Below are 15,670 nucleotides of genomic sequence, written 5' to 3' on the forward strand. Positions count from 1 at the left end.
GCTTCCGCTGCTTTTCATCAAAGCCGGAGCAGCGATGCGATTTCAGGCTATCTGAATAGTTGCGTGTCCTCAGTAAACCAACCATTACCCGCGGGATTTCGGATAGGGCAGTACCGCATAGAACGCCGGATCTCGGACGGCGGGTTTTCGATCGTCTATCTGGCCTATGACGAACAGGAAGCGCCGGTGGCGATCAAGGAATACCTGCCGGCGGCGTTCGCGCGGCGCACGGGGGCGGCGCCGGAGCCGGTGGTGGCCACGGAGCACCGTGCCGCCTTTGACCAGGGGCGGCGCTGTTTTTTCGAGGAAGCCCAGCACCTGGTGCAACTGAAGCACAAGAACGTGGTGCGGGTGCTGGATTTCCTGCGCGCCAACGGCACCGTCTATCTGGTCATGGAATACGAGCGCGGCCGCACCCTGCAGGAACACATCCACAAGCTGCACGGCACGCTGGGCGAGAACTTCCTGCGCTACACCTTCGCCCACCTGTTGAGCGGCCTGCGCGAAGTGCATACCCAGAAACTGCTGCATCTGGACATCAAGCCTGCCAACATCTACCTGCGCAGCGACGGCACGCCGGTCCTGCTCGACTTCGGCGCCTCGCGCCAGACCCTCGGCCGCGACACCCCGCCGGAACGGGCCATGCACACGCCCGGCTTCGCCGCCCCGGAACAATATGGCGACGACGAACCGCTCGGGCCGTGGACCGACATCTATGCCGTCGGCGCCACCATGTATGCCTGCCTGTCCGGGGCCAAACTGCCGGCGGCCGACGAGCGCCGGAAAAAAGACCAGCTGCGCCCGGCCACGGCGGCCTGGCGCGGCAAGTACTCGGCCCACCTGCTCGGCCTCATCGACGGCTGCCTGGCGCTGGACCCCCTGGCACGGCCGCAGAGCATCTTCGCCCTGCAACGCGAACTCGCCACCCCGCCGCCGCACTGGCTGCACCACATCGGCAGCCGGTTGCGGCAGGCCGTCAAAAAATGAAATTCACCGTTTATCAGGAAAGCCGCATCGGCCGGCGCGCCAACAACCAGGACCGCCTGCTCTGCCGCCATTCGTCCGAAGCGCTGCTCCTGGCCGTCGCCGACGGCATGGGTGGCCACCGGAATGGCGAAGTGGCGGCCCAGGTCGCCATGGTGCGGATTGCCAAAAGCTTCGAGCAACAGGCCCGGCCGCGTCTGGCCGACCCGGCCCAGTTCCTGGTCGAAGCCCTGCTCGATGCCCACCATGCCGTCAAGATGCTGGCCGGCGGGCAACCGCGCCCGCCGCATACCACCTGCGTGGCCTGCGTCGTCCAGGACGGCTGCGCCTGGTGGGCGCATGCCGGCGACTCGCGCCTGTACCTGATTCGCAACGGCGAACTGGTGGCGCGCACGCGCGACCACTCCCATGTCGAAAGCCTGTTGCAGGAAGGCCTCATCAGCGCCGCCGAAGCCGTAAATCATCCGCAGCGCAATCTGGTGCTGAGCTGTCTGGGCACGCCGCGCATCCCGCGCGTCGATCTGGCCATCCTGGACCTGAAGGTCGGCGACGTGATGCTGTTGTGCAGCGACGGCATCTGGGGTCCGCTGCGCGAGCAAGTGCTGGTCAGCGCCTTCAGCGGCGGCGATGTCGGCCAGGCGGCGCCGCAGATTCTCGACCTGGCCGAGCACAATGCCGGCGATAATGGCGACAACCTGACGCTGATTGCGATGCGCTGGGAGGGGAACGACAGCGGCCCCGTCACCGTCGCCAATTTCCCCGATACCGTATTCAATGCCAGCCAGGGGACTGCGCCCAAGTTGCTCAGCAATGAAGATATCGAGCGCGCTGTCGCCGAAATCCAGGCCCACATCAAACCCAAGCAGGCTTCGTAGATGGAGCAGGGCTCCACTTATCTGCGTGGAGATTTTGTCCAAGCTAACGGGGCCGGTGCTTATTTCATCTCTGTTAAACTCCGCCCGTCTTTTACTCAGGCCACTGACCATGTTCTCGAAATTGATGCCCAAGGACGGAAAATTCTTCGAGCTTTTCGACGCTCACGCCGAGTTGATTAGCAAGGGCGGACGGGAATTGACAGTGTTGGTGGCCGATTTGTCGAATGGTCCGGAAACGCTGCAGCGTCACTGGAAAAATATCGATGAAATGGAACAGCGTGCTGACAAGATTACCCGCGAGGTGATGGCGCTGTTGCACACCTCCTTCAACACCCCGCTCGATCAGCATGATATCCATAGCCTGATCACGACCATGGATGATGTCCTCGACATGACCCAGGATTTTGCCGAGACCATGTATTTGTATGATGTGCGCAAACTGACGCAGGAAGCGGTGCAACTGGCCGACATCTGCAGCTTTTGTTGCGAGCGTGTCGAAGATGCCGTCGGCCTGATCCACAACATGGACAGCGCGCAGGCCATTCTCAAGACCTGCCAGGAGATCGACCGGCTTGAATCCGACGCCGACCGGGTGATGCGCACCGGCATGGCCAAGTTGTTCCGCGAGGAAGCTGATACGCGCGAACTGATCAAGATGAAGGGCATTTACGAGTTGCTTGAAGCCATTACCGACCGCTGTGAGGACGTGGCCAACATCATCGAGGGCATCGTCCTCGAAAATGCCTGAGTCATGCTGACCCTCGATATCGGCGTTGGGTCGCTGCTGTTGCTGGTCGCGCTGGCACTGGCTTTCGATTTCATGAACGGCTTCCACGACGCGGCCAACTCGATTGCCACCATCGTCTCCACCCGCGTCCTTAAACCGCAACATGCGGTGATCTGGGCGTCCGTGTTCAACGTCGCCGCGATTTTCATATTCCAGCTCAAGGTGGCGAGCACCATCGGCAAGGGCACCATCGATCCGTCCATCGTCGACCAGCATGTGATTTTCGGCGCCCTCATTGGCGCCATCGTCTGGAATATCGTGACCTGGTATTACGGTATCCCCTCGAGTTCCTCGCACGCCCTGATCGGCGGGCTGGTCGGTTCGGCGCTGGCCAAATCAGGTTCCGGCTCGCTGATCTGGGCCGGTGTCGGCAAGACCGTATTGTTTATTTTTGTCTCGCCGCTTTTGGGTTTTTTGCTCGGTGGCATGATGATGGTGATCGTGTCGTGGCTGTTCCGTCGCATGCATGGACGCAAGGTGGACAAGCTATTCCGGCGCCTGCAACTATTTTCCGCCGCGCTTTACAGCCTTGGCCACGGCGGCAACGACGCGCAGAAAACCATCGGCATTATCTGGATGCTATTGATTGCCGCCGGCGCTTCCAACCCCAATGACTCGGTGCCGGTCTGGGTGATTGCCGCCTGTTATCTCTCGATGGGCCTGGGTACCATGTTCGGCGGCTGGCGCATTGTCAAAACCATGGGTCAGCGCATCACCAAGCTCGATCAGCCACGCGGCTTCTGTGCCAATTTTGGCGGCGCATTGACGCTGTTCCTGGCCAGCAGCCTGGGCATCCCGGTCTCGACCACGCATACCATCACCGGCGCCATCGCCGGTGTCGGCACCACGCGCGGACCGAAGAGCGTGCGCTGGGGCGTGGCCGGCGGCATCGTCTGGGCCTGGATATTGACGATACCGGCGACGGCCATCGTTTCCGCGATTGCCTATAAGGTCAGCGGAATATTTTTATAGCATTTTGGCGCGGTTCCTATTCCGCCGCGCGCTGCAATAATTCCAGGTAGGCGGCGCCGTCGAGCGGTTTTTGGTCGCGCTGGCTGCGCCACAGCGTTTCGGCCAATCCTTCCAGCATGATGTGCAAGGCTTCGTGCCGGTCGCCGCGTTGCGCCAGCAGCTTGTTGTAAATGACGACGATGCCGGGCGGTTGATTGATCGAGAGTTGTTCCTCGATCGCCAGGTGCAGCGACAGATGCAGGAAGGGGTTGGTCTCGCCGTGTTCCGGCAGCCATTCACGTTGCAGCGCCTTGTCGGGTGCGTCGAGCAGGGCATGGTATTCCGGATGCATGGAGACGATATCGCCGGCGATGGTTTCCAGCGCTGTCGCCGGCAGCCGGTCGCGGCGTTTGCGCCACGCTTCGGCGAGGAACTGGCGCGCCTGTTCGCGCGAAGGGTTAAACATGGTCGTAGGCCAGGGCCAGGATGGAGGAATAGCTGATCAGGGAACTGTGCGGGCCGAGCGGAGCGATCTCTCCCGCGCAATAAGCGCCGAGCAGCGGCATGCCGGGAAATCGCTCACGCACCAGCTCGGCATCACGATCATGGCCCTGATAGAAATACGGACCGCGTCCGATGCAGGAGAACATCAGGCCGAACTCAGTCGCGGCTCCGTCAGCGGCGGCAACCGAAGCGGCGAGCCCGTCCACGGTGGCGCACATGTCGCGTTCCGTGCGCATCGGGTCGCGCACTACCCACCATAGGATGCTATGCCGAGGCAATGGCGCCGCCAGGGTGACCGAGCGTTCGTCGCGGTTCACGCGCAGTATCGGCAGCAGGGTGTAGCAGCCATTGCTCATGGCGGCAACGGGATCGATGCCGGGCTCGGGCAGGGCGGCAAAAATACATTGCGGCGGCAGCGTGTCGAGCCGCCGGATATCCGGATCGAGTTGCCGCAACAGGCTGTCGAGGGCGGTATCTTCGCCGAGCTGGAGGATCTCGAAGCTGTCGCTGTCGGTGACTTCCAGCGGCGGGGTCAAGGCCCGAATGCCACGCGAGATGCCGATGCGCAATTGTCCGCCGCGCAGCGCAACTTCGATGCGTCCGCTGTCGGCTACCTTGCCATGGGCCCACACCTGTCCTTCGGTTTCTCCTTCTCCGCCGCTGGCGAGGGCGCCGAAGCGCCGTTCGCCGTCGGCGATCCATGCCGCGTTGGCTTGCGAGGGCAGAGCCAGGCTGAGCCGTGCCTCGTCGTTGTGCTGCGGCAGCCCGAGGCTGACTGAACCGCACAGCACCAGAGCTGCGGCGGCGGGTTGATCCAGCGCCCAGGCTTTCTCGGTAAACAGGCCTGACACGGTGCAGCCGCTGACCTGAAGGCAGTTCGCGGCGCGCGAGGCAGCGCTGACGGCGGCTTGCGCGTGGCGCGTGAAATGACCGGAGAGCAGCAGGATTACGCTGTGCGCATAGTCGCTGCCGGCGGCGGCAAGTGCATCCTTGACCGCGATGGCGGCAAGTTCGGGGACGGCATGATTGTTGGCGGCGAAGCCGGTTGCCGTTGTCATTCCCTGGTTTTATCCTTGAATTCGCACAGGTCGACAATGACACAGCGCGGGCAGTCCGGAGTGCGCGCCTTGCAGATGTAACGGCCGTGCAGGATCAGCCAGTGATGGGCGTTCACCTTGTATTCGGCCGGCACGACCTTGTTCAGCCGGTCCTCCACTTCGCGCACATCCTTGCCCGGGGCCAGGCCGGTGCGGTTGGCGAGGCGGAAAATATGCGTGTCGACCGCGATGGTTGGCTCGCCGAAGACCGTGTTGAGGATGACATTGGCGGTCTTGCGGCCGACGCCGGGCAGGGCTTCGAGGGCTTCACGGTCATGCGGCACTTCACCGCCATGCCGCTCCAGCAGCAGGCGCGACAGTTCCACCACATTTCTGGCCTTGGTGCGATAGAGGCCGATGCTCTGGATATATTCCTCCAACCCCTCGATGCCCAATGCGACGATGGACTCGGGTGTGGGATGGGCGCGAAACAGCGGCCGCGTGGCGCGATTGACGCCCTTGTCGGTTGCCTGCGCCGAAAGCACGACGGCCACCAGCAATTGGTAGGGCGTCTTGTAGTCGAGTTCGGTAGTGGGCGCCGGATTGCTCGCCGCGAGGCGGGCGAAGATTTCGGCGCGCTTGCTGTTGTTCATTGGGCTATTGTGCGGGTTGCCTGGTGCGCGCAATGGCCGCCGCAATCAGCGCGCGTTTTTGCTCAGCGCTGCTGTCCACTGTCGTGCGTCTGGCGGCAGCTTTTGCGGCGAGCCGCTGTGCGTGCTCAAGCTGTTCGCGTTCCAGACGAAACAGGTGGAATTGATAGCGCACGCGCGCCGCGTCGGCAGCGGCTTTTTCTTCAATGCTCATGTCGTAACCGTCACGTTCCCGGCCGGGAGTATCCGGCAGCGCGACCTGGACCACATGAATGCAATCGACCGGGCAGGGCTGGATGCAAAGCTCGCATCCCGTGCATTGTTCCGCAATGACGGTGTGCATCAGTTTGCTTGCGCCGACGATGGCGTCGACCGGGCAGGCCTGGATGCAGAGGGTGCAGCCGATGCACAGGTTTTCATCAATCACCACCACCTGCCTGGACATCTCGACGCCATGTTCGGGGGAAAGCGGCAGGTACTCGCGGCCGAGCAATGCGGCAAGCCGATGTATGCCCGCCGCGCCGCCGGGCGGACACTGGTTGATGTTGGCGCTGCCATTCGCGATGGCTTGGGCGTAAAGCCTGCAGGCCGGATAGCCGCAGCGCCGGCACTGCGTCTGCGGCAGAAGCGCGTCAATTTTTTCGGCGAGAGACAAGCTTTCCACTTTGCACCTCGTGAATCGTTATCGTGTTGCCTTGACGCATTCGTCGATCAAATTCAGCCCGCGATAGATCATGCCGGTGTAGAACTGCACCAGCGTCGCGCCGGCATCGATCTTGGCGCGGGCGCTGGCGCCATCGGTAATGCCGCCGACGCCGATGATGGGCAGTTCGTTGCCGAGCGCAGCCGCCAGTTTTTTTATCACGGCCGTCGACTTGTCGAACAGCGGCGCGCCGGAAAGACCGCCGTTTTCTTTAGCTTGCGGCATATTCTCCACGCCATCACGGCCGAGGGTGGTGTTGGTGGCAATGACACCGTCAATGCGATGGCGGCGCAGCGCGGCGGCGATACGGGTGACCTGCTCGGTGTCGAGATCGGGCGCGATTTTAAGCACCAGCGGCACATAACGGCCATGCCGGTCGGCCAGTGCGGTCTGGCGTACCTTCAAGACGCCGAGCAGGGCATCGAGTTCGGCTTCGCCCTGCAACTGGCGCAGGTTCGCCGTGTTGGGACTGGAAATGTTGACGGCGACATAACTGGCGCGCGAATACACCTTGTCGAGACAGATCAGGTAATCATCAGCCGCGCGTTCGATCGGCGTATCGAAATTCTTGCCGATATTGATGCCGAGAATGCCCTTGTATCTGGCGGCGCCGACATTCTCCAGCAGGGCATCGACGCCGTGGTTGTTGAAGCCGAGTCGGTTGATGACGGCCTGCTTTTCAGGCAGGCGGAACATGCGCGGTTTCGGGTTGCCCGGCTGCGGACGCGGCGTAACGGTGCCGACCTCAACGAAGCCGAAGCCGAGCTTGCCCCACGCCTCGATGCATTCGCCGTTCTTGTCGAGGCCGGCGGCAAGGCCGACGGGGTTGGGGAAGGTCAAGCCCATTGCCTGCACCTGGCGGCCCGCGGTTCTGGTGACTGGCAGCAGGCCCAGCGAGTTCAAGCGCTTGAGTCCGGCAAGCGTTATTTCGTGGGCGGTTTCGGCATCCAGCCTGAATAGCAGCGGACGGATCAGGCAGTAGGGCGGTATTGGTGGCATAGGGCGGATTCTACTTGGCCTGCTAAGATTGTTGTTTTGACCCACAGATTTTGCTGCAATGCGCAAATAATGCGGCACTCATGGGCGAACTGGTGTAGCGTTACGCCCCAATTTGCTAACCCTAAATTGGTAGATGTCACAAAACACAGAATCACAAGACCAGCATCTCGCGCCGCTCACTCTTGCGGCCCTGGGCGTGGTCTATGGCGATATTGGTACCAGTCCGCTTTATGCCGTAAAAGAAGTCTTTGCCGGCCACCATCCGGTACCGATCACGCCCGACAACGTGATAGGCATACTTTCCGTTTTGTTCTGGGCGCTGATGATTGTGGTGACCCTGAAGTATGTCACTTTCATGATGCGCGCCAACAACAAGGGCGAGGGCGGCACCATGGCAATCATGGCGCTGGCGTTGCGCAATTCGGAAAACAGTCCGCGCCGGCGTCAGATCGTGATCGTGCTCGGCCTGTTCGGCGCAGCCCTGTTTTTTGGCGATGGGGTCATTACTCCTGCCATTTCGGTACTGTCGGCGGTCGAGGGACTGAAGGTCATTGCGCCATCCTTCGACCAATTCATTATTCCCATCACGCTGACCGTGCTGATTGCGCTGTTTCTGATCCAGCGCCACGGCACGTCCAGTATCGGTTTTCTGTTCGGCCCGGTAATGCTGCTCTGGTTTAGCTGTCTGGCGATCATGGGTGTTTTGAATATTGTCGATCACCCGGCTGTCTTGAAGGCGATCAGCCCTTATTACGGCCTGAATTTTCTGGTTGAGCACCCGCTCATGGGCTATCTTTCGCTCGGCGCCGTGGTGCTGGTACTGACCGGCGCCGAGGCACTGTATGCCGACATGGGCCACTTTGGGCAAAAGCCGATACAAATCGCCTGGATTGGTTTTGTGCTACCCGCGCTGCTGCTCAACTACTTTGGCCAGGGCGCGCTGCTGCTGGCCAATCCCGAGGCTATCGACAATCCTTTCTATCGGCTTGCGCCTGGTTGGGCACTTTATCCGCTGCTGATTTTGGCGACGATGGCTACCGTCATCGCCTCGCAGGCCGTGATCTCCGGCGCCTATTCGGTCACAGTGCAGGCAATACAACTGGGTTATGCGCCGCGCCTCGAAGTGCAGCATACATCGGACAAGCAAATCGGGCAGATCTACTTGCCAACAGTCAATTGGCTGCTTTGGGGGGCCGTAATTGCGCTGGTCATCGGCTTCGGTTCCTCGACCCGGCTGGCTTCGGCATATGGCATTGCGGTTACCGGCACCATGCTGATCGATAATGTACTGGCCTTCGTCGTGACGCGTTGGCTGTGGGCGTGGGGACCGTGGCGGGCTGTGCTTGGAGCGCTGCCGTTCTTTCTCATCGATATCGCTTTTTTTACGTCAAACCTTGGCAAAATAAAAGCTGGCGGCTGGTTTCCGCTGGTATTCGGCATCATGATGTTTACATTGCTGATGACCTGGAAGCGCGGGCGTAGCTTGTTGCACCAACGCCTGGCTCAGGAAGCCATCGAGCTCGAACCCTTCATCACCAGCCTCGGCTATGGGGGCATGACACGGGTCGCCGGCACGGCGGTTTTCCTCAACGCCAACCCGAATGGCGTACCGCACGCCATGCTGCACAGCCTCAAGCACTATAAAACCCTGCATGAACAAGTGGTGCTGGTCTCGGTCAATGTACTCGATGTGCCTTATGTCGGTGATGCCGGGCGCGTTGTCGTTGGAAAAATGACAAGCGGTTTCTGGCGCGTCAAGGTCTTTTACGGCTTCAAGGACGAAATTGATCTGCCGCAGGCGCTGGAATGGTGTGCCGAGCAGGGATTGGTGCTGGATATGATGGACACTTCCTTCTTCCTCGGCCGCGAAACCCTGATCCCGCGCCTCGGCAGCGAGATGCCGTTCTGGCAGGAAAAATTGTTCATCGCCCTGTTCCGTAATGCCGGCAGCGCAGCCAGCTTCTTCAAGTTGCCGCCCAACCGCGTGATCGAATTGGGTACGCAGATCGTTTTGTAATCCACCGCGACGCTACCTGTTGATGTCGGCCATTTTCCCGCGCTGTTTGCTGCTCCTGCTGGCGCTCTGCCTGGCAGCATGCACCACTGTGCCGATCCCTCCGGCAACGGTTGTCCCCATCGTCCAGCCGCCGCGACCCGCGCCAAGGATCGCACTGGCCTTGGGCGGCGGCGCGGCGCGGGGCTTTGCCCACATCGGCGTGATCAAGGCGCTGGAGGCGCAGGGCATCCAGCTCGACATCATCGCCTGCACCAGCGCGGGTGCCGCGGTCGGCGCCTTGTATGCCGCTGGCAATAATGGTTTTGAGTTGCAAATGATCGCCTTGCAGATGCAGGAAAGCGAGGTCAGCGACTGGTCGCTGCCGGATCGCGGCATCTTCAAGGGCGACGCCCTGCAGAATTTCATCAATCGTGCCGTCAACAATCGTTCGCTGGAAAAACTCAAGCGCCAGATCGGGGTTGTCGCGACGGATTTGCACAGCGGCGAGATGATCGTCTTCCGCACTGGCAATACCGGCATGGCGGTGCGGGCATCGAGCAGCGTTCCCGGCGTGTTCCAGCCGGTATCGATCAACGGCCGCGAATATGTCGACGGCGGACTCGTCAGCCCGGTGCCGGTGCGGGTGGCCAGAGCGATGGGCGCGGATTTTGTGATCGCCGTCGATATTTCGGCGAAGCCGCAGTATGGCAAAACCGAGAGCAGCATCGACGTGTGGCTACAAAGTTTCGCCATCATGCAGCAGTCGGTCAGCCGCAACGAACTCGGCGAAGCCAACGTGGTGGTGCGTCCGAGTCTGCCCGATATCAAGCGCACCGACTTTCAGGATCGCAACATCGCCATCCTTGCCGGCGAGCAGGCAGTCGCCGCGATATTGCCGGAACTCAAGGCCAAGCTGCAGGCCCTGCGCGAAGCTCCCTGAGCTATTCCTGGAACGGCGCAAGTTCGCCGGGTTGCCGGAGCATTTTGTTGACTTCGTCTACATGCAATTCTTCCTGGACGATCATTTCCCGGGCGTATTCCTCCAGCAGCACGGAATTGCCTTCGGCGATCTTGAGCAGTTCGTAATAAAGCTCAAGTGCGGATTGCTCGTGCTCCAGGCTCTCGCGGAGTATGTCGCCGATATCGTGTCTCTCGGTTTCCAGCAGCGCGCCAATCTTTAGCGACGGATGGCCACCGAGCAAGGTGACCAGTTCGCCGGCCTTCTGCGCATGTTGCAGCCCTTCTTCCGCGTTGCCCTTGAGCCAGGAGACGATCGGAATGCGGTTGTAGCCAAATACCATCAATGAATAATGGGTATAGCGCACCACGCCCGCCAGTTCGGCCTCCATGATGCGATTGAGCGCATTGATCGCCTGCTTCAGTTTTTTCTTGTCATTCATGTCGATCCTCCTGATGAGTGGGTTGAACCCGTTGAAATGCCGCGTGACATTGCTCTATAAAGTATAGACAGCGCGCTACAGAAAGCCATCGACGCTTGGAAATCAGGATTTGGTATTTTGAGCCGGACGATCGCCCCGATCTTCGTCCGCGATTTGCTCGGCCAGCCGGAGAGCGAGTCCAAGCATTTCTTCATGCTGGTCGAGGCCATCGATGAAACGCCGGGGTATTGCCGCCAGCCCGGCTTGCGCACCCACCAGGGCGCCGGTCAGGATCGCGCGCGCCTGATTCTGCCCGCCGCCGTTGACCGCATGCAGCACCGCGGATTCAAAGTCGTCCGCAAAGCGCGCCGCCAGGTAGTAGGCGGCAGGAAACTGGTGATAGACGGCGCAGGGCATGCCATACACCAGTGACACCTTCCATGCCGGTTCAATATGAATGGCAGGATCGCGCGCCGCCTGCGCGATGAAGCCAGGACCGAGCAGCGCGTCAGGTGACGGGAAATTGCCGGCAGTTGATGCTCCGGCCCGGCCCGGCTGCGGCGCTTGAAGATGGCCGCTGGTGACGGCATGGAACGGCAATTCGCCGCGTTTCACGCGCGCCATGAGTTTGCCGGCCAGTGCGCCGTCCAGGGGATGCCCTTCGACCAACATGCCGAGAATGGCGCCATACGCGACTGTCATCGCCAGCACGGTACCGTCGCTTTGCATCAGCGCCGAGTTGGCGCAGACGGTGCTGGCGAGTTGCGCGGGCCTCAGGGCGTATCTCACGGCGAGAGCGAGGCTGCGTTCCGCCGCTTCGGTGGTGTCGGCGTTGCCGTGAACCTGCCCCCAGGGCAGGCCAAGTACGACGCGCTTGCGCCAGGCTTCGCGAATGGACTGACTGGTATAGCCGCCGGGGCCGTTCATGGGCGTTCCGTCGAGCAGGGGAAACAACTCCGTATCCAGGCGCCGGCAGAAATCGTCTTCGTCGTAGCCGCCGCATTCGACGAGAGAACGCAAGGTAAGCAAAAGCAGCAGCCCGGCCTGCGAGGACTGGCCGGCTTTCAGTCCGGCGTGGTAGCGTCCCGGTCGGGGCGCGGTGTAATCGCTGATCCACTCGCCGTAGTCGGCATGCAGTTCATCGAGGTTGTAGTACCAGTGCGGCCCCAGGGCCAGGGCATCGCCGATGAAAGCTCCCATCAGCGCTCCCGCAGCACGATCTTGCAGCGACGTTACCGACATAAAGGGAAACTCCTTTTCGACACAATAGCACCGGCCAGGTTCAGTGAAATACCACTCTAAAATAATTGATATTTTGACGCTGCAATTGCCCTCACTCTGATCTACGCTGGAAGCAAGTCATCGCGGGAGATGAGTATGGCCTGGTCGACGCATGAAGTATTCAATCAGGTTGCCGTTCTCAAGGACTATAACCTGTACGCAACCGACACCGTTTTGCAGGAAGCGGTGGAGCGCGAAGGCGCTGCATGGCATACCGCTGCCTTGAGTTGCCACGGGGCGTTGCTTGGCGAGGAAGCGACCATTCACCTTGGCGAACTGGCCAATCGCTGCGCGCCGGAATTGACGACTCATGATCGCGCCGGACACCGTATCGACCAGATCGAATTCCATCCGGCATGGTCGAAACTGATGGAGATGCTCTATGCGGCAGGCGTACATTGCCTGCCTTGGGCGATGCCCCGCCCTGGGGCCCATGCCGCGCGGGCGGCGACATTTTTCCTGCATGGACAGATCGAAGCCGGATCGCTGTGTCCCACCACCATGACCTTCGCCGCGATTCCGCTGTTGATGAATGAGTCTGCCCTGTTTGCGCAGTTGCAGGGCAATCTGTTCTCGCGCCGCTACGATGGCCGCGATCTGCCGCTGGCGCAGAAGCACGCCATGACCATCGGTATGGGTATGACCGAAAAGCAGGGCGGTTCGGACCTGCGTGGCAATACCACGCTGGCGCGCCGCAGCGGCAGCGGCGGACGTGGCGAAGCCTATGCGCTGGTGGGCCACAAGTGGTTCTTCTCGGCGCCGACCAGCGACGCCCACCTGGTGCTGGCGCGCGCGGACGAAGGCCTGGCCTGTTTTTATGTGCCGCGCTGGCGGACCGACGGCACGCGCAATGCGGTGCGCATCCAGCGCCTCAAGCAAAAACTCGGCAACCGTTCCAACGCATCGGCGGAAGTCGAGTTCTGCGATGCGGAAGGCATCATGATCGGCGTGCCGGGGCGCGGCATTGCGACCGCGATCGAGATGGCTGCGCATACCCGGCTCGACTGCGTGCTCGGCAGCGCCGCACTGATGCGGCAGGCGTTGGTGCAGGCCATCCATCATGCGCGGCAGCGTGCCGCCTTTGGCCGATCGCTGATCGAGCAGCCGCTGATGCAAGCGGTGCTGATCGATCTTGCTCTGGAGAGTGAAGCGGCCACCAGGCTTGCACTGCGTCTCGCCAGCGCCTGCGAACGGGCAGCGCACGACCCGCTCGAACGCGCCCTGTGGCGCATCGTTACCCCGGCGGCCAAGTTCTGGATCTGCAAACGCACGATTGTAGTTGTTGCCGAGTGCATGGAAGTGCTCGGTGGCAATGGCTACGTTGAGGACGGGCCGCTGGCGCGGCTGTATCGCGAAGCGCCGGTCAATTCGATCTGGGAAGGCTCGGGCAATGTCGTTTGTCTTGACGTATTGCGCGGACTGGCGCGGGAAACCGCGGCAGCGCAAGCGCTGCTCAATTTCCTGACTGCGCGAGCCGGTAGCGATACGCTGCTGGCATCGGCGGTCGGCGAGCTGGTCGCCTGCCTGCAAAAGCGCGATGCGGAGCAAGCCGAGGCACGCTGGATCGCCCGGCAAATGATCCTGCTGTTGCAGGCGACGCTGCTGGCAGAGGCGGCTCCGCAGTATGTGGCGGAGGCGTTCATTTCGAGTCGAATGGGCAGCGGAACGGCAGTTTTTGGCGCAGCGGCTCAGCAGCTTTCCGTGGCGCAAAAGGAAGATCTGCTGGCCAGGGCGTGGCCCTGCGACTGATGGGGAACTCCCCTCCGCCGGCTAATATCTATTTGGGATATTTCTGCCAATCTTGCCTTGGGCGACTGCCGCTTTCAGGCGAAGATAGAGCGCATGACCGGCGGCGGCCGAAGTCTGTGCCCGAAGTGCCGCAAGGCGGGGAGCAAAATTGGGGCGAGCTTGGTTATGATAAATATATATCTAGCCTGGCCCCTATAGTCGGCAAAAGGCCGGTTAGTTCCGAATCAGCATTTCCCGCGCCACGGTTGATGCGTTACTGCGCAAGCTCGAATGCCAGGAAAGCCCGGGTCTTGATATCGGATGTGAGCAACGCAAGATGGATCAATTACCTCCCGCCGTTGGTTTTGCGGCTATACGGCTGGCTTTGAGGACTTGAGAGTAGTTCATGTCACTGGTTATCACATGCCCAAGGGCAAAGCTTAGAATAAACCGCATTACTGACCAGTTAGGGGACAACACTGAACCCCCGAGGGAATCGTCATCGTCGCTGAGGGTTTCGAAGTGTTCGCACATGTCCTGCAATTCTTTGAGCATGCTGCGATGTTCTGCCACATGTTGCTTAAGATCGCCGTAGCCGATCCCGGCGAGGAGTCGTTCCTCGTAGGTAAAATGAGCACGCAGAAGCTTCAATAGCTTGTTTGCGGAGAGTCGCAGTGTTCCAACTGGGACACCATTGCGCCAACTTTCGTAAATCTCCGCCCCAAAATCATATATTTCCTTATGCTGGGCATCGATTTCGGGATCACCAACCGAGAGGTGATCTTCCCACTGAATTAAGGGATTGATGGATTGATCTTGCCTCTGGGTTCGACCGGAAATTTCTTGGTTGGTAATCGACATGATGGGCTCTCCGAGTTTGAATTTGCGATTCCCAATGGCCTTACCATTGGTGCGTGGCCTATGTTATCAGCGATGAACCGCCGCGCGGAGGGTGATGATACAAGTGCCATTTGAGCCAGGCTCGGATATTTCCGCTGTTGCTATTTGGCTGAAGGAAATTCCATCGAAGTCATTTCCCGCAGCGCGGTTTCTTCGCGCAGGAAGGTGTCTACCGCCAGGGGATCGAACCGGATACCGGCCATGCGAACGATTTCCGCCTTGGCAACGTCGAAGGGCAGTGCCTTGCGGTAGGGCCGATTGAAAGTCATGGCATCGAGCGTGTCGATGACGGCAAAGAGCCTTGCCGGCAATGGAATTCCCTCGCCCTTGAGACCCGCCGGATAGCCTGAGCCATCAAAACGTTCCTCATGATAGAGGACGATATTCGCCGCCATGGAAAGAAAGGGCAGCTTCTGCAGGATGTGATGGCCATTGCGGGGATGTTCCCGCATGATGTGCCATTCTTCATCCAATAGCGCTCCTGGCTTCAGGAGTATGGCATCCGGCACCCCTATCTTGCCAATGTCATGAAGCAGGCTGCCCCAATAGATCTGGCGCAGATCTTCCACTTTCTTGTAGTGGTGCAATGCCAGGAGCAATGTGTGCGTGGCCACCCGTTTGGAATGGAGGCCGGTTTCCCGTTCCCTCAGGTCCAGGGCCTCGGCAAGAGATTCAACGAACATCTCATAAGGATCGTTTTCCAGGCTGCCGCGGCGCTTGCGCGAATCGAGGAAACAATGCTCGCAGGTGTGGCGGCCGGGTAAGCGGACATATTGCCGGTTGCTGGAAGCCGAGCCGCACTCGGTACAGGCGGCAATAAAACCGGCAGGCGCTAAGGTGTTGGAAGAATTTTTGTTCATCGTAATCCCATGCCTTTATTGGCCTCAAGTGTTGTC

Annotated in this window: 16 protein-coding genes; 7 read left to right on the forward strand and 9 right to left on the reverse strand. The window is 60.6% G+C overall.

The genetic code is table 11. The features are described 5' to 3' along the window. Window positions 1-63 precede the first annotated feature (63 nt). The 4 genes from K5E80_RS01525 (at window position 64) to K5E80_RS01540 (ending at window position 3,618) form a co-directional block, all read left to right on the forward strand. Window positions 64-987: a serine/threonine protein kinase gene (locus K5E80_RS01525; protein ID WP_220634493.1), complete on the forward strand. Its 924-nt coding sequence runs from the start codon at window positions 64-66 to the stop codon at window positions 985-987. Continuing rightward, the gene (locus K5E80_RS01530) at window positions 984-1,859 is read left to right on the forward strand and encodes a PP2C family protein-serine/threonine phosphatase (protein ID WP_220634494.1); all 876 of its coding nucleotides are present in this window, start codon (window positions 984-986) and stop codon (window positions 1,857-1,859) included. The genes K5E80_RS01525 and K5E80_RS01530 overlap by 4 nt, the downstream gene beginning before the upstream one ends. A 109-nt stretch (window positions 1,860-1,968) precedes the next feature. Beyond that, window positions 1,969-2,607: a DUF47 domain-containing protein gene (locus K5E80_RS01535; RefSeq protein WP_220634495.1), complete on the forward strand. Its 639-nt coding sequence runs from the start codon at window positions 1,969-1,971 to the stop codon at window positions 2,605-2,607. Between the two features lie 3 nt (window positions 2,608-2,610). Continuing rightward, a complete protein-coding gene (locus K5E80_RS01540; protein ID WP_220634496.1) occupies window positions 2,611-3,618 on the forward strand; it encodes an inorganic phosphate transporter in 1,008 nt (335 codons plus the stop codon). 16 nt (window positions 3,619-3,634) lie between these two features. Here K5E80_RS01540 and K5E80_RS01545 read toward each other — a convergent pair whose 3' ends face one another. The 5 genes from K5E80_RS01545 to K5E80_RS01565 are packed head-to-tail and all read right to left on the reverse strand — an operon-like array spanning window position 3,635 to window position 7,490. Further along, window positions 3,635-4,063, reverse strand: coding sequence for a DUF1841 family protein (locus K5E80_RS01545; protein ID WP_220634497.1), 429 nt, complete (start codon window positions 4,061-4,063; stop codon window positions 3,635-3,637). Next, entirely contained in the window at window positions 4,056-5,159 is a 1,104-nt protein-coding gene (locus K5E80_RS01550; RefSeq protein WP_220634498.1) for an FIST C-terminal domain-containing protein, read from the reverse strand. Before K5E80_RS01550 ends, K5E80_RS01545 begins: the two co-directional genes overlap by 8 nt. Next, a complete protein-coding gene (gene nth / locus K5E80_RS01555; protein WP_220634499.1) occupies window positions 5,156-5,791 on the reverse strand; it encodes an endonuclease III in 636 nt (211 codons plus the stop codon). The genes K5E80_RS01550 and nth overlap by 4 nt, the downstream gene beginning before the upstream one ends. Window positions 5,792-5,795: 4 nt before the next feature. Beyond that, window positions 5,796-6,452, reverse strand: coding sequence for an electron transport complex subunit RsxB (gene rsxB, locus K5E80_RS01560; RefSeq protein WP_220634500.1), 657 nt, complete (start codon window positions 6,450-6,452; stop codon window positions 5,796-5,798). Window positions 6,453-6,470: 18 nt separating this feature from the next. Then, a complete protein-coding gene (locus K5E80_RS01565; RefSeq protein WP_220634501.1) occupies window positions 6,471-7,490 on the reverse strand; it encodes a quinone-dependent dihydroorotate dehydrogenase in 1,020 nt (339 codons plus the stop codon). Between the two features lie 133 nt (window positions 7,491-7,623). On the opposite strand from K5E80_RS01565, the gene K5E80_RS01570 reads away from it, so the two are divergent. Both K5E80_RS01570 and K5E80_RS01575 read left to right on the forward strand, forming a co-directional pair. Next, a complete protein-coding gene (locus K5E80_RS01570) occupies window positions 7,624-9,507 on the forward strand; it encodes a potassium transporter Kup (RefSeq protein WP_220634502.1) in 1,884 nt (627 codons plus the stop codon). A 22-nt stretch (window positions 9,508-9,529) separates the two neighbouring features. Beyond that, on the forward strand, window positions 9,530-10,426 hold the full coding sequence (locus tag K5E80_RS01575; RefSeq protein WP_220634503.1) for a patatin-like phospholipase family protein: 897 nt from the start codon (window positions 9,530-9,532) through the stop codon (window positions 10,424-10,426). A gap of 1 nt (window position 10,427) precedes the next feature. Here K5E80_RS01575 and K5E80_RS01580 read toward each other — a convergent pair whose 3' ends face one another. After that, window positions 10,428-10,886: a ferritin-like domain-containing protein gene (locus K5E80_RS01580; protein ID WP_220634504.1), complete on the reverse strand. Its 459-nt coding sequence runs from the start codon at window positions 10,884-10,886 to the stop codon at window positions 10,428-10,430. A 102-nt stretch (window positions 10,887-10,988) separates the two neighbouring features. Further along, window positions 10,989-12,107, reverse strand: a complete 1,119-nt coding sequence (locus K5E80_RS01585; RefSeq protein WP_220634505.1) for an ADP-ribosylglycohydrolase family protein — start codon at window positions 12,105-12,107, stop codon at window positions 10,989-10,991. Window positions 12,108-12,242: 135 nt separating this feature from the next. Between K5E80_RS01585 and K5E80_RS01590 the strand changes: the two genes are divergently transcribed. Beyond that, window positions 12,243-13,895, forward strand: a complete 1,653-nt coding sequence (locus K5E80_RS01590) for an isovaleryl-CoA dehydrogenase (protein WP_220634506.1) — start codon at window positions 12,243-12,245, stop codon at window positions 13,893-13,895. 321 nt (window positions 13,896-14,216) lie between these two features. On the opposite strand, the gene K5E80_RS01595 is transcribed toward K5E80_RS01590, so the two are convergent. Next, window positions 14,217-14,735, reverse strand: coding sequence for a bacteriohemerythrin (locus K5E80_RS01595; RefSeq protein ID WP_220634507.1), 519 nt, complete (start codon window positions 14,733-14,735; stop codon window positions 14,217-14,219). Between the two features lie 140 nt (window positions 14,736-14,875). Continuing rightward, window positions 14,876-15,634 carry an HD-GYP domain-containing protein gene (locus tag K5E80_RS01600; protein ID WP_220634508.1) on the reverse strand — a complete coding sequence of 253 codons (759 nt, stop codon included), beginning with the start codon at window positions 15,632-15,634 and terminating at the stop codon, window positions 14,876-14,878. Window positions 15,635-15,670: the final 36 nt, after the last annotated feature.

This window comes from Georgfuchsia toluolica, from assembly GCF_907163265.1.
GTDB classification, from domain to species: Bacteria; Pseudomonadota; Gammaproteobacteria; order Burkholderiales; family Rhodocyclaceae; genus Georgfuchsia; species Georgfuchsia toluolica.